The organism is uncultured Amphritea sp., from assembly GCF_937127095.1.
GTDB lineage: Bacteria > Pseudomonadota > Gammaproteobacteria > Pseudomonadales > Balneatricaceae > Amphritea.
This window is the reverse complement of sequence record NZ_CAKZLP010000077.1, coordinates 38,612-53,002: the sequence shown is the minus strand read 5'-3', so window position 1 is coordinate 53,002 and position 14,391 is coordinate 38,612. Positions and strand designations below refer to the sequence as shown.

The following is a 14,391-nucleotide window of genomic DNA, read 5'->3' as shown; positions in this document are numbered from 1 at the left end:
CAGATAACGATGCAAACAGCATAAAACTGATGGCTTATTTACCCACTTTTGACAGGGTTAAGCCGGATATGCACTCAGGCTGCCATGAAACCTTCTCAGATAAGCCCGTTGCCAGATTCAGTGTATAGCCGCAATGGAACGCTCTCGCTTGCAGGCTCACCGGATCGATAAAGCGTAACTGCTGTGCCAACAGCTGCAAAGGGTGAGTAAAATCATCGGCTGACTCGGGCTGCAATGTGGGGTAATAACGGTCGTTTAGGATGGGCCATCCGAGGGTCTGCATATGAACCCGCAGCTGATGCGTTTTTCCGCTCACCGGTTCTAATTCAAACAGGGCTGTGTCCTGCAACCGCTCTAAACAACGCATCCGGGAATGACTGTTGGCAGCCCCTTCCACTACCTGCATCAGAAAGCGCGGATCACCAGGTTGCAGTCGGTTAACAACCTCCCATTGCTGACCGCTCTCAGGCTCTTCATTACCTGCATCGATCCTGACGATTGCCTGATAGATTTTGCTGACGTTGCGGCTGGCAAATAGCTGGTGGTAAAGGTGACAGGTTTCCGGATTAACCGAAAACATCACCAGCCCTGCAGTGGCCCTGTCAATACGGTGCACCGCTTGCAGGGTTTGCACCCCGGTTTTCAGCCGTAGACGGTTTTGCAGGCATTCATTGACATAGTTGCCGCCGGGTGTGACGGGCAAAAAAGGCGGTTTATAGACCACCATAATCTCTGTGTCTTCAAATAAGATTATTTCATCAAACGGAATGACAGGCTCACTCTCAACTTCACGATAGTAATAGACACGCTGCTTCGGTTGATAAAGTGACTCTGAGGTGATGGTGGTTCCATCATGCCAATGCAGTTTGCCGCTGTTTGCCCGTTGCCGCCACACCTGCGCGTCAATTTGTGGAAATTTACCTATCAGATAGTCCAGAACCGTAACGGTACCGGGATTGATCTCAGGCAGAGTCAGTTTAGACGGAGATTTAGCAATGACCATCATTGAAGCCACTCGGCATCTGGCTTCCATTGGGCTTTCCATCCAGGAATCTCGGCGGCAGGCATCGGTCGGGCTATTCCATAACCCTGTGCCAGCTCACAGCCCATCGCGAGTAATTGAGTGCCGAGAGCTGTGGTTTCCACACCCTCCGCAATTACCTGGCGATGGAAAGCAATCGCCAGACCAATAATACCCATCACAATGGCTCGATCAGCTGGCTTCTCAAGCATCTCTTTAATGAAGCTAAGATCAATCTTCAGCAGGTCAACCGGTAAACGCTGCAAATAGGTTAGCGAGGAAAACCCGGTGCCAAAGTCATCCAGCGCAAAATTAACTCCGAGTTTACGGCAGCTGTGCATTATGGCTGAAACGTCGGCAATATCACCCAGCGCGCTGGTTTCCAGTATTTCCAGCTCCAGCCAGCTGGGTTCAACCCCGGGGTGTCTGGCCAGCGCCTCAGACAGCCTGGCAGCAAAGTCAGCCTGTTGTAACTGAAGGGCATCCACATTAACGCTCACCGGGATCGTTAATCCGATAGCTCGCCACGCAGCGATTTGAGTTAAGGCGGTATCAATCACCCATGCGCCGATTTCCAAACTTATTGGATGGTTTTCAATGATTGGCAAAAAGTCACCGGGCAGAACTAAGCCGCGTTCAGGATGTTGCCAGCGGATCAGGGCTTCCGCGCCGATGACCTCCCCTGTCCTCATGTTCACTTTGGGTTGGTAATACAAGACAAACTCATGATGTTCAAAAGCATATTCTATCTGTTCGATACTCGCGCGCTGAATCTTAACCGATTCATCATGGTGGACATCAAACAGGTGATAACGATTCTTTCCCATCTGTTTGGCAACATACATCGCCTGATCCGCATGACGCATTAACTGATCGGCTTCGGCACCGTCCTGTGGGTAGATCGTAGCCCCTATACTGGTCGAAATTTGCAAGGTTACATCACCTGCTGTGACCGGACTCGCAGCCGCATGTAATAAGCGCTCTAATATCGATTCACACTCCTGCATTTTTTCCAAATCAACCAGCACCGCGACAAATTCATCACCGCCTATCCGCGCCAGGGTGTCGCCGTCCCGCAGGACCTCGCCCATACGCTGTGAGAGTTTGATCAACACCTCATCGCCCATATCGTGTCCATGAGCGTCATTAATCGTTTTAAAACCGTCTAAATCCAGGTAGACGACAGCCAGTGAGCGCTCTCGCCGTTTACTCTGCGTCATCGCCTGTTGCAGACGGTCAGCCAGGAGTACGCGATTGGGAAGATTGGTGAGCGCATCATAGTGCGCAATATGCTCGAGTTGTTGCTGATGCTGTTTCATCAGTGTGATATCAGAGAACAGTGCAACATAATTGCTGGTTTCTCCAGCGGCGTCAGAGACGGCACTGATGGTCACCAGCTGAGCATATAATTCACCGTTTTTACGCTGATTCCAGAGTTCTCCAACCCAGTTTTTTTCCTTCTGCAGAGCTACCCACATAGCCGCATAAAACTCTTTACTGTGGCGATCTGATTTTAAAAAACGAGAGTTTTTGCCGAGCACTTCGCTACGGGGATAGCCGGTAATGTGGGTAAACGTATCATTAACGTCGATAATATTACCCTCAACATCGGTGATCATTATGCCTTCACGTGCATGGGTAAAAACGCTGGCGGCGAGTCTGAGCTTCTCTTCGGCCTTTTTCCGTTCGCTAATATCAAGAAACTCGATCACCCGGGCGGGGCCATTCTTATAGGTGATATTCTTACCTTTTATCGCCAGGGGGTATGTTGAGCGATCCTTGCGAACGCCTACCACTTCGTAGCTACGGTCATATCCATTTTGTATATTATTCATCACCGTATCCAGATGTTCCGGGGCGATAAGCTCGAGACCGTTCATGCCGATGAGCTCCCGATAACTGAAACCAGTCATCTCAGGTAAACCATTGTTACATTCCAGAATCAGCCCTTTGTTGTGAATAACGATGCCTCCATAGGCGGCGTCACTGAGCGCTTTGAAACGTTCTTCACTCTCTCTTAGCGTCGCTTGAGCGCGAGCCATCTGCCGATTAAAACGATGCAGATAAAAGGCGATGGTCCAGGCGGCAGCTAACAACAAAAATGCTGTAATCAGTAACGGCAGTACCCAGTTGGGTACGCGCTGGGGGCTGGTATCATAGATAAACCCATCAAGAGCGTCTGAATTCTCAACAAGTCCGGCTTTAACAAACGTATCAGCCATATGTTGCCAGCGACCAGGATTCATATGACCGATTTCGATCAGACCCGGGAAAATCAACTTACGCATCTCGGTAGCTTCAAATTGCAGATGTTCGCGGGTTTTATTCACCTGATATTGACTGATCAGCAGATCAATAATCTCTTCAGGATTATCCAGCGCGTAGCGCCAGCCCTTTAGCGTCGCGCGGCGCATCGCTTCAACCCGTTGAGGGTGGTTACGCAGCTCCTCTTCAGTGGTGAATAAAATATCACTGTAGAAGTCAATCTGGTATGTCACCGGGTCGATTATGTTGTAGGGAATGTTGTGCTGTTGCAGCAAGTACGGCTCATTAGTGCTGTAAGCGTTGAAGGCATCGACTTTGCCCGAGATAAGATCATCAAGCTGATAGCTGCTGGGGATGATGTTGACCTGCGACAGGGATATCCCTTCATTCAGCAACATGGTCATGAAGTCAGCATCCGATTTTTGATCAGCCAGCATCACATCTTTGCCGATCAGGTTATGTACTGAGTTGATCTCTGAACGCTGTAGCGTAAGAAGAATTGAGGGGGAATGCTGAAATATCGCCGCCAGCGCAACTAGCGGTTCACCCTGCAGACGCTGAAAGAGGACTTCACTGTTACCTTCACCGTATTGCGCCCTTCCCGATAGAACTTCCGGGACTGGCTGATGCTCAGGGCCTCCGGCATGCAGCCGAACGTCTATCCCCTCCTCTTTGTAAAAGCCTTTCTCTACGGCGGCATAATAGCCAGCAAACTGAAACTGGTGGTGCCAGCGCAGCTGCAGGTCAACAACGCTTTCCGATAATAAGGGTGCTGCTATGGCGGACGGCATCCATAGGGAGAAGACCAGTGTCAGACAAAAGAGTATTGCGCGTCCCATACAGCCCTTCCTGGTCAGTAATGAGGTGGTTATCAAACAGATCGTACTGCATGGCACAAAGACAGGTACGTTAGCCGCATGCTGTTTACTTTAGACAAGATTTTAGTTTTTAGCGGGGTCAAATAATGTGCGGAATCCGGCACTGCTTCCGGCAGGATGTTTTTTTATCATAGCAATAACGCCTTTAAGTTGTTCTACCGTCAGGTTAAAGCCCGACGGGTGATCGCGTCGGAGGCATCTGATCTCATGCAGTTAACCCAGACATCCTCGTTTACCGGATTTCCTACAGTATCTGGGTTAAGACTATACCGCAGTTATCTTGCTGATTGCTATCCGCAAAACGTGGACATCGGCACGCAAACGCTGAGATCCGGGCAGCTGAATCGTGTCCGGATCAGCTGCCACTTATCACGTACTCTACATTCATCTGAGAACAATTAAAGCCAGAGTGACCGGCTTTCTTTTCTAACTCAGATACTGCTTGAAAAACGCCAGCGTACGACTCCATGCAAGCTCTGCATTTTTCTCATCATAACGCGCTGTAGAATCGTTATGAAAACCATGATTTACATCCGGGTAGATAAACGCGTTGTAGTCAATATTTGCCGCTTTCAGCGCCGCCTCATAATCCGGCCAGTATCCATTAACCCGCGTATCCAGACCCGCAAAGTGAAGTTGCAGTGGAGCTTTGATATCAGCCACAGGGTTTTGTGGCGGGGTGCCGTAAAACGGTGCGGCAGCATTGATAATATCCGGCAGCATTGCCGCCATCTGGTTGGTCAGATAACCACCAAAACAGAAACCAACCATACCCAGTTTATCAGTCGTCAGTTCGTGGGCTGTCAGCATTCGCGCCGCGCCAGCGAAATCTCCTTCGATTTTATTGCGCACCAGGGTTTTCTGCATCGCCCGGCCGTCGTCATCATTACCCGGATAACCACCCAATGGGTACAGCGCATCGGGGGCAAACGCAACGAAACCAGATTTCGCCAGACGCCGGGCAACATCTTCGATATAGGGGTTTAGTCCGCGATTCTCATGAGCAACCAATACTGCCGGGGCCGGCTTTTCAGCGCTGACGCCCGCGGGCACGACCAGATAGCCCCGCCCTTTTCCATGCCCCTCAGGGGCATCAAACTCAACATAACTGGCTTTAATATCCGGGTCATTGAATGACACCTGCTCGGCGAGTGCGTAATCAGGAATAAGCACCCCTGATATTGCGCTCAGTGTCAGTCCGGCAATCCCCAGCGTGCCTAATCGCTTGAGAAAGGTACGCCGATCAATATCTCCGTGGGCGTACTCGTCATACCAGTCGAAGGCTTCCTGAGGGATGTTGATGCTGGCGAGCGTATTTTTGTCACTTCTGTTGTTCATGCTGCCTCCTGATAGTGATGCGACCCGCTAGTTTCTGATGTTCCGTCTGTGTTAAGAACACAGCGCCGCTTAGGCACTATAGACTACGCAGAAAAAAACAAAACGTCCGGGGCTTTTATCTTGTTGCCTTTTTTAACTGCGGCCAACGATGACTCGCTTCAAGCGACGACTATAGAGGATGTAAATACCGCTGATCACAATGACTAAGGTACCCGACAGGGTCATAAGATCCGGTTGTTCATCAAATATGACCATCCCCAAAATCAGTGCAAAGATCACCCGGGAATAACGAAACGGTGCGACCACAGAGACTGAGCCGGAGCGCATTGCAACCGTTAGCGCGTTATACGCAATCACTCCAAACAGGATCGCTCCGGCTATTTTTAACGCCGAAGCAGAATTGATGGCAAACGCGTTATCTTCAAACAGTGAGAGGCATCCTCCTGAGGCGATCAGCACCAGAAAGCCATAGAAACCTAATTGAAAGTTGGAGAGTCTTGGTGAAGCTGCCCGGGTAGCAAGGTCCCGACCGGCAAAGCCCAGTGTACTGCCCACTGCAAACAGTGATGCCGGATTGAAGTCCCCGGGGCCGGGGCGAACAATCATCAGTACGCCAACAAAGCCTGCAAAGATTGCTATCCAATGCGCTGTTGAGATCTTTTCATCCATATACACTGCGGCCCCCAGCACCACCACCAACGGGGTTGCCTGCAATATGGCTGAGGCGCTGGAGAGCGGCATTAAAATGATGGCAAGGGCGAAAAATGAACGGCCGATAATTTCACAAATAACCCGGACCAGCATCGCTTTACTGAGAATATCCGGCGGCACCGTGGACTCACCTCTGGATTTCATCAGACCGAGGAATACCAGCGCGCCTCCGATACCAAACGCAAGCACTGTATATCCAAGCGGTACAACCTCAACGGCACTTTTTATGAACATATCTTCCAGCGAAAATGCCGCCATCGCCAGGAGCATATAAAGGCAGCCTTTCATGTTTGTGGCGGCAACGTTTGCAGAATAATCCTGAGTGTTTTTCATCGAATGGGGTTACCTGACGTTTAACTTGTTGTTTGTGAAACTGCCTGCATGATGGAGGCCAGATGAGAATACCAGCCTCCACCGATGTTCTTTCATGACAGGCTAAATCAATCCTCTGTCATGATACAGGGCTAGATCGTTAAAACTGGATAGAGACAGAGTCGTTATAGCTATATATAGATATTTTTTACGAAAAATTTACGCCCCTCTGCGTTTTTTGACATCGATTATTTACAGCAGTCCGGCGGATAATCAGTCGATGGATTCTTGAGGGTGTACCACAATGATTAAGCTGTTTCGCCCGGTACTGTATGTTTGCGGAGTCTTGTCATTAATAATGGCTGCACTGATGCTGATACCGACGGGCTATGCTTTTTTTATCAGCCATGACCCGGAACTGATTACCTTTCTGCTGTCTGCCGGACTCAGCACGATGCTGGGCATTATTCTGATTATACTGTTCAGGGCTTCCTCGTTTACCCTTACGTCGCGACAACTCTATCTGTTAACTACAAGTAGCTGGATGCTGTTGTCATTTTTGGGCGCCTTGCCGCTGCTGTTCTGCCAGCATCCGCTATCACTCTCTGATGCCGTGTTCGAGTCGGTCTCGGGTATTACCACCACCGGTTCTACGGTGCTGAGTGGTTTGCAGGAACTCCCCCCCAGCCTGTTACTCTGGCGTTCACTTCTACAGTGGCTAGGGGGACTGGGCGTTATCGGCATGGCAGTGACAATCCTGCCCTTCCTGCGCATCGGTGGTATGCGTCTGTTCCAGACGGAATCATCGGATTGGGCCGAAAAGTCCCTGCCCCGTTTTCATGAACTGGCCAGAACCCTGTTGTTCAGCTATCTGCTGATTACGACCCTCTGCGCACTGAGTTACTGGGCAGCGGGGATGAATGTTTTTGACGCTGTCAATCATGCGCTCACCACGGTGTCCACCGGCGGTTATGCAACCGATGACCGATCAATGGGGCGGTTCGGACCGATGATTCTCTGGGTGTCGGTGTTTTTTATGTTGCTGGGAGGCCTGCCATTTACCCTGTTTATACGCTTTCTGGTTAACCCCTCATTTAAGAGCCTGCAAGATCAACAGGTTAAGGGGTTTTTAGCCATTGTTGCGGGCCTGGTGATTATTCTGACCGCGCAGCTAATGATGACCGGCAGTATGCCGTTTTTTGACGCACTGACGCATACTGCGTTTAATGTGACCTCGGTAATTACGACCACCGGTTATGCATCGTCAGACTATACCCTGTGGGGTGAGTTTAGCATCGCGATGTTTTTCATTGTCACGTTTATTGGCGGATGCTCAGGCTCTACCTCCGGAGGCATGAAGATATTCCGCTTTCAGCTATCTTTTTCCTTCCTGGCGGATCAGTTCCGTAAGCTGGTTCACCCCCGCGGCGTATTTACTATTCGTTACAACGGTAAATTAGTGCATGACGACATTATCTTTTCGGCGGTGGCGTTCTCCTTTATATTCTTCCTTACCCTGGCCATCATTACATTGTTGCTGACGGCCATTGGCGTTGATTTTGTCACCAGCTTCACCGGTGCAGCGACGGCTTTGACTAATGTCGGCCCGGGACTGGGGGATATTATTGGCCCGGCGGGCAGTTTTAAGCCGCTGCCCGACCTGGCAAAATGGATACTCTCTTTTGCTATGATTCTGGGGCGTCTGGAGCTACTCACTGTTATAGTGATATTCTCGCCTGTCTTCTGGAAAGGATAACTAAATCATGAGATTAGCTAATACTCGTGAACGCTACTTACCCTGGATTCTGCCCTGGCTGGCACCGCTGGTGGTCACATTGATCGCCTGGTCTCTGTCACCGGTTTTGCCCAAGGCTAACTTTTCCATGCTCTATCTTGGCGGAGTGCTACTGACAGCGGTGACCACACGGGTTAAACCGGCACTGATCTGTGCTCTGCTGAGCTTTCTGGCCTACAACTTCTTTCACACCGAACCTCACTTCACCTTTTTCATGGTGCAGCGGGAAGATATTCTTACCGTCAGCCTGTTGGTTCTGGTGGCTGTAGTCACCGGTCACCTGGCAGCACGTTTGCGGGAAAAAGTGATCGCGCTGGAGGATAGCAGCCGCTGGAACCAGCAGCAGATGCTACTGGCACAGGAGCTGTTTACCTGCATTAACTGTCCCTCCGTTGTTAAGGCACTGGCCCAGCATCTGGCTCAAAGTCTCGACTTTGTCAGCCAGGAATACTTTCAGGACAGTGACGAGTTACCCGGGCTTATTGCTCAGTACCAACTTGAATCAGCTGATATCGCTCACTCTGCTGCAGAGGTTGTGATTCGCGAGTATGAGGCTCAACTGCTGGTGGCGTTTAATAGTCATGGACACTGCATGGGGCTGCTTAAAGTCACTCTCACTGCCCCACTGACGACCTGGCAACGCTTTGGTCTGGATGGCTTTATCGGGCTTGCACGTCTGGCCTGGAGTCGCGTCGTGGTAAGTCAGACACTGCAACAGGAGATCACCGTCAAAGAGCGGGAACAACTGCGGTCTGCGTTGCTCTCCTCAATATCCCATGATCTTCGAACCCCACTGGCAACGATGATCGGTTCGGTTTCCAGCCTGATTGAGTTGAAGGACGCGTTAGACCCGTCACAGCAGGATGAGTTATTGCACAATACTCTCAGCGAAGCTCAGCGGTTAAATCGCTATATCCAGAAACTGCTCGATATGACCCGACTCGGCCACGGTGAACTGACCCTGGACCGCGACTGGGTCGGCCTTGACGATATTCTCAGTGTGGTCATCAAACGCAGCAAACCGCTGTTACACGAGGTGACGGTGAACATCGATCTGCAGCCGGAGATGCCGCTGCTGTATGTGCATCCGGCGCTAATCGAGCAGGCGCTGTTTAACGTGCTGGAAAACGCCATCCGTTTTGCGCCGGCAGGCAGTGCTATCGCTATCAGCGCATTTGCCGAGGCCACGCAACTGCATATCGATATCCACGATGAGGGGCCGGGTATCCCACCGGAGTCCTGGGATAGTATCTTTGATATGTTTTTTACCATGGCGCATGGCGATCAGTATCCCGCTGGCACAGGGCTGGGACTGGCGATCTGCCAGGGAATCCTCGGTGCTCATGGCGGCAGTGCCGCGGTGCTGGAAAGCGGTCCGGCTTTTGGAACCACGCTAAGGCTCTCCCTGCCCCTTTCTGAAACTCAACTACCCTCAAAGAGCGACGAAGATGACACGTATACTGGTAATTGATGACGAGCTACAAATTCGACGCTTCCTGAATATCAGCCTCAGCTCGCAGGGCTACTCTATTCTTGAAGCAGAGGATGGCGCTAAAGGTTTGAAAGCGGCGGCACTGGACGCGCCGGATATGATTATTCTCGATCTCGGACTGCCCGATATGGATGGTCAGGAGGTGTTAAAAAGCCTCCGTGACTTCTTTAAAGGACCGGTGATTGTACTCTCGGTGCGCGATAGCGAGCGGGAAAAGGTGATGGCCCTCGATAGCGGCTGCAACGACTATGTTGAAAAGCCCTTTGGCGTCAATGAACTGCTGGCACGGATTCGGGCGGTGTTGCGCACATTTTCCGGGATTGAGGTGCCGCCGACCGGTTATGACGACGGGCGTCTGGTGGTCGATCTGCTCAACCGCCGGGTCACCCTTGATCAGGAAGATGTGCATCTCTCCAAAAAAGAGTTTGAACTGCTACAGATGCTGATCAGTTATCCGGGCCGTATTCTGACCCAGCAACACCTGCTAAAAGAGATCTGGGGCGCCCACCATACCAAGGATACCCACTACCTGCGTATATTTATCGGGCGACTGCGGAGCAAGCTGGAGGATGACCCCACCAGCCCCCACTATATCGAAACCGAGGCCGGGGTTGGTTACCGTTTTATAGGCATAGAAAAGCAAGACATAGAGAAACCAGGTGTCGAGAAACAAAACGCGTAAAAGTAAAACCTGCAAAGAGAAAGCACTTATCTGAATGCATAAAGGTGATACCAGGGAGAACCCGATGAAACATGACTCCATTATGACTGCGGATGAAATAAGGTTGCTGACGAAAGTGCGCCACGGTGATTTTGATAATGCCTTATTTATGCCGTCTGAGTTGCAGCCCCTAATAACCAAAGGTCTGGTTGAATCGATCAGATCGATCACGCTCCCCGTCATGCCAACCCGCTATCGTTACCGTCTTACGCTTGTTGGAGAAAAAGCCCTTTCAACACGCGCTCAGCAGCTTAAAAAGCGTTAAGGATTCAACACACCCTGAGAGCCAGCCACTCTATTTCACGCATTAAGCCATTAAGAATTCAGGCAGATAAAATGCTGCAACCCCTCCCTTAATATTATTTATTTTCATTTATAAACAGATATATGCGTCAATATTCAACAAATTAGATTAACTTCTGATAGCTTTTGTTTATTGGGCGTTTCGGGGAATATGCCTATCTTCACCTCCTGCCTATATCCTGCTGAGATACGTCGCTACACATCAACTCCCAGTCGGCGATAAAGTGCCGACATCAGCCACATTGGAACGATCAGCAGGAACTGGATATCTCTGAAAAAAGAGGGTTTCCGGCCTTCAATATTGTGGCTTATAAACTGAAATAGCCAGGCAGGAATAAAGAGCCCAACGGCCATTTGCCATAGCGTTATGGGTATAGTGATCTCAGCCAGCCTATATAAATAGCAGCATCCCTGCCCCCAATCTGAGGGACAGCATCAGGTAATAGATCATCATCGGAATACTGAGCAGCAGCGCAGCATTGATAGTTGCGATTGAAATACCCCATAAAAGCGCCACAAGAGACAGATAGATCAGTGGCACCATCACCCAGTGGATCGCTTTATGGGTGGGGTTTTGATGACTGCTGCCATATTCGGTGAGCAACCGTTGAACGCGGGTCGTCGACATAACAGAGCCTTTTTGTTTTGTAATGTAGCAGAACGGTTGGTTATGACACTGACGGATCACTTCAGCTTTACTGACAATTGCGGGCTAACCGGGCCTCACTGACACTCAATTATAAAAAGCACAAGATATGTATTATGTATTAATAGTACAAATAAATACGTCAGAGTATTAACTGCTTTACTCTCCAGGCAGAGGTCACTAATATACTGTTTATATATACAGTAGAGTATTTGTATTGCTATGACTATTACATTATTGGGGCGCTATCTGTGCCCTGCTTCCTCTGTTGCACTACCGTTATTCATGAATTCCGTTACGGCAGGCTTTCCTTCGCCGGCGCAGGATTATATTGAAAAAACGCTGGACCTGAATGAGCTTTGCATCCGCCACCCGGCCGCGACCTACTTTGTGCGTGCCGAGGGCGATTCGATGCAAGGCACCGGAATCTTTTCCGGTGATATTCTGGTGGTTGACCGATCACTGAAAGCGGTGGATGGCGATATTGTGATCGCCTGCGTCAATGGCGAGTTTACTGTTAAAGAGCTGCGTACCCGCCCTGCATTGCAGCTGCTGGCGCATAATCCAGCCTACGCGCCGATCCGGTTTAGCGAGGACAGCACCCTTGAGTTGTTTGGTGTCGTCACCACGGTTATCCACTCTGTACGGCAGCGAGGCTAAGTATCCGGTGTACGCTCTGGTTGATTGCAATAATTTCTACGCCAGTTGTGAGCGACTGTTCCGCCCGGACCTGCAGGGACGCCCCATTGTCGTGCTATCCAATAATGACGGTTGTGTTGTCGCCCGAAGCGCTGAAGCGAAACGATTGGGTATCAAAATGGCAGTGCCACTATTTCAGGTGCAGGAACAGATTGATCGGGAGAATGTGGCGGTATTTTCCTCCAATTATGCCCTGTATGGTGATATCTCTGCCCGGGTGATGACGGTGTTAGAACAGCAGGCCCCAGCCATTGAGGTCTACTCCATCGACGAAGCATTTCTGGATCTGAGCGGACTGAAAACCCACTTTTCGCTGGTCGAATACGGACTACAGATAAAACAGCAGGTCTATCAATATACCGGTATCCACGTCTCAGTAGGCATCGCGCCGACTAAAACACTGGCAAAGCTGGCCAACCATGCCGCCAAACAGTATCCCGCTACACAGGGAGTGGTTGATCTGAGCGACCCGCAACGACAGCGTCGGCTGCTGGGCCTTATGCCACTACAGGAGGTCTGGGGAGTGGGACGTCGACTGTCGCGACGCCTGGAGCAACACGGGATCAGCACAGCACTGGCGCTGGCAGACCGTGATCCCGCCTGGATTCGCAGCCACTACTCCGTCACCCTGGAACGCACCGTGCGAGAGCTGAGCGGCCAGCCCTGTATGGAGCTGGAACAGTGTCCGCCGCCCCGACAGCAGATCCTGTGCAGCCGCTCGTTCTCTCACCGGATTACCGAATACAATGATATGCGTTCAGCTATTGCCCAGTATTCAGCTCGGGCCGCAGAGAAACTTCGGGAACAAGAGAGTCTCGCCAGAGTGATAACAGTGTTTATCCGCACCAATCCTCATAGTCAGCACGAGGGGTTCTACAGCAACAGCGCCAGTCGCATTCTGAGTGTCCCCAGTGCGGACTCCCGACGACTGACAGCCACGGCACTCAGATTACTGAAGTCGATCTGGCAGCCTGGTCATCGTTATATGAAAGCGGGAATTATGCTCTCCGACCTGTACCGCTCCGGGCACTTTCAGCCCTCCCTGTTTGACGCCCCGGAATCACCTGCAACGATGCGTCTGATGCAGGCTGTCGACAATATCAATCACAGCGGACTGGGGCAGGTTCGCTTTGCCGGAGAGCTGCTTAGCACTGGTTGGCAGATGCAGCGCAATCACCTTTCTCCCGCCTATACAACCCGCTGGGATCAACTGCCGGTCGTCAGGGCTTAGCGCAGAATCTGATTAGATGGATACAATAAAAAAATGTAAATAATTATTTATAAACAATGATATAAAAAATATATCTAATGTAGATTAGACTATTTATGTATCGTCACAATGGGCATTTATCGGCCGGTTAATCCCTGTTTTTATAAATAACTAAAAATACGTAATAAAACCAACGCTGTCACTTTTTGTCAGTATATCGTTATACTAACCATCTCTGTTTTTGCATGGAATTAAACCGTTGTCACGTTCTCAACGCTTACTCAAACTGATCCATCTGTTGCGTAGTTATCGCTATCCGGCACCCGGTTATCAGCTGGCTGAAACCCTGGGAATCAGTCTGCGGACGCTCTATCGCGATATCGCCAGCTTGCAGGAACAGGGTGCCAGTATTGAGGGTGAGCCGGGGCTGGGTTATGTGCTCAAGCCTGGCTTTATGCTCCCTCCCCTGATGTTCACCGAGGAGGAATTAGAAGCCCTGGTATTAGGCTCCCGCTGGGTCGCAAGCCGCACTGATTCTGATCTGAGTGACAGCGCCCGGAGCGCGATGGTAAAGATCGCCTCGGTGCTGCCAAAGGATCTGCAAACTGCTCTGGATGAAAATACGCTGTTTATCGGTCCGTCAAAACAATCTACTGCGGAGCCTCCTGAATTTCCGCAGATTCGCCAGGCTATCCGCGCAGAACAAAAAATCACTATTCGTTATCTTGATCTTAAAGAGCAGGAATCAACCCGGACGATCTGGCCATTTGCACTGGGCTATTTTGATAATGTTCGCGTGTTAGTCGGATGGTGTGAACTGCGCCAGAGCTTTCGTCACTTTCGTACCGATAGAGTTTTACAGCTGGAGCTGAGTGAAGCACACTACCCCCGCCGACGCCGACAGTTACTCAGAGAGTGGCGTAAAGCAGAAAACATCCCTTCGCAATAAGCTTGTTAGAAAAAGCTCGTTAGCAAAAAGTATCTGGATCAAAACACTACT

Annotated in this window: 13 protein-coding genes; 7 read left to right on the top strand and 6 right to left on the bottom strand. The window is 50.5% G+C overall.

Annotation, left to right across the window (positions count from 1 at the left end):
* Positions 1 to 34: 34 nt before the first annotated feature.
* The 4 genes from Q0499_RS19610 to Q0499_RS19595 form a co-directional block, all read right to left on the bottom strand.
* Positions 35 to 1,033: a pseudouridine synthase gene (locus tag Q0499_RS19610; protein WP_299203227.1), complete on the bottom strand. Its 999-nt coding sequence runs from the start codon at positions 1,031 to 1,033 to the stop codon at positions 35 to 37.
* Positions 1,003 to 4,125 (bottom strand): EAL domain-containing protein, encoded by a 3,123-nt coding sequence (locus Q0499_RS19605; RefSeq protein WP_299203222.1) that lies wholly within the window; start codon positions 4,123 to 4,125, stop codon positions 1,003 to 1,005. Before Q0499_RS19605 ends, Q0499_RS19610 begins: the two co-directional genes overlap by 31 nt.
* A gap of 465 nt (positions 4,126 to 4,590) precedes the next feature.
* A complete protein-coding gene (locus Q0499_RS19600) occupies positions 4,591 to 5,502 on the bottom strand; it encodes a dienelactone hydrolase family protein (RefSeq protein ID WP_299203219.1) in 912 nt (303 codons plus the stop codon).
* Positions 5,503 to 5,634: 132 nt separating this feature from the next.
* Complete coding sequence (locus Q0499_RS19595; RefSeq protein ID WP_299203216.1) at positions 5,635 to 6,546, bottom strand: DMT family transporter; 912 nt, start codon at positions 6,544 to 6,546, stop codon at positions 5,635 to 5,637.
* Positions 6,547 to 6,829: 283 nt separating this feature from the next.
* Between Q0499_RS19595 and Q0499_RS19590 the strand changes: the two genes are divergently transcribed.
* The 4 genes from Q0499_RS19590 to Q0499_RS19575 all read left to right on the top strand — a co-directional run bounded on the left by Q0499_RS19590 (position 6,830) and on the right by Q0499_RS19575 (position 10,798).
* Positions 6,830 to 8,281 carry a TrkH family potassium uptake protein gene (locus tag Q0499_RS19590; protein WP_299203213.1) on the top strand — a complete coding sequence of 484 codons (1,452 nt, stop codon included), beginning with the start codon at positions 6,830 to 6,832 and terminating at the stop codon, positions 8,279 to 8,281.
* Positions 8,282 to 8,288: 7 nt separating this feature from the next.
* Positions 8,289 to 9,791 carry a DUF4118 domain-containing protein gene (locus tag Q0499_RS19585; protein ID WP_299203210.1) on the top strand — a complete coding sequence of 501 codons (1,503 nt, stop codon included), beginning with the start codon at positions 8,289 to 8,291 and terminating at the stop codon, positions 9,789 to 9,791.
* Entirely contained in the window at positions 9,769 to 10,494 is a 726-nt protein-coding gene (locus Q0499_RS19580) for a response regulator (protein ID WP_299203207.1), read from the top strand. Before Q0499_RS19585 ends, Q0499_RS19580 begins: the two co-directional genes overlap by 23 nt.
* A gap of 64 nt (positions 10,495 to 10,558) precedes the next feature.
* On the top strand, positions 10,559 to 10,798 hold the full coding sequence (locus tag Q0499_RS19575) for a hypothetical protein (protein WP_299203204.1): 240 nt from the start codon (positions 10,559 to 10,561) through the stop codon (positions 10,796 to 10,798).
* A 233-nt stretch (positions 10,799 to 11,031) separates the two neighbouring features.
* Here the strand turns inward: Q0499_RS19575 and Q0499_RS19570 are convergent, their stop codons facing one another.
* Positions 11,032 to 11,190 carry an Mpo1-like protein gene (locus Q0499_RS19570; protein ID WP_299203201.1) on the bottom strand — a complete coding sequence of 53 codons (159 nt, stop codon included), beginning with the start codon at positions 11,188 to 11,190 and terminating at the stop codon, positions 11,032 to 11,034.
* 37 nt (positions 11,191 to 11,227) lie between these two features.
* The gene (locus Q0499_RS19565; protein ID WP_299203198.1) at positions 11,228 to 11,464 is read right to left on the bottom strand and encodes an Mpo1-like protein; all 237 of its coding nucleotides are present in this window, start codon (positions 11,462 to 11,464) and stop codon (positions 11,228 to 11,230) included.
* Positions 11,465 to 11,704: 240 nt separating this feature from the next.
* Between Q0499_RS19565 and umuD the strand changes: the two genes are divergently transcribed.
* The 3 genes from umuD (at position 11,705) to Q0499_RS19550 (ending at position 14,340) form a co-directional block, all read left to right on the top strand.
* Positions 11,705 to 12,142 (top strand): translesion error-prone DNA polymerase V autoproteolytic subunit, encoded by a 438-nt coding sequence (umuD, locus tag Q0499_RS19560; protein WP_299203195.1) that lies wholly within the window; start codon positions 11,705 to 11,707, stop codon positions 12,140 to 12,142.
* A 7-nt stretch (positions 12,143 to 12,149) separates the two neighbouring features.
* A complete protein-coding gene (gene umuC / locus Q0499_RS19555) occupies positions 12,150 to 13,412 on the top strand; it encodes a translesion error-prone DNA polymerase V subunit UmuC (protein ID WP_299203606.1) in 1,263 nt (420 codons plus the stop codon).
* Between the two features lie 238 nt (positions 13,413 to 13,650).
* Positions 13,651 to 14,340: a YafY family protein gene (locus Q0499_RS19550; RefSeq protein ID WP_299203192.1), complete on the top strand. Its 690-nt coding sequence runs from the start codon at positions 13,651 to 13,653 to the stop codon at positions 14,338 to 14,340.
* Positions 14,341 to 14,391: the final 51 nt, after the last annotated feature.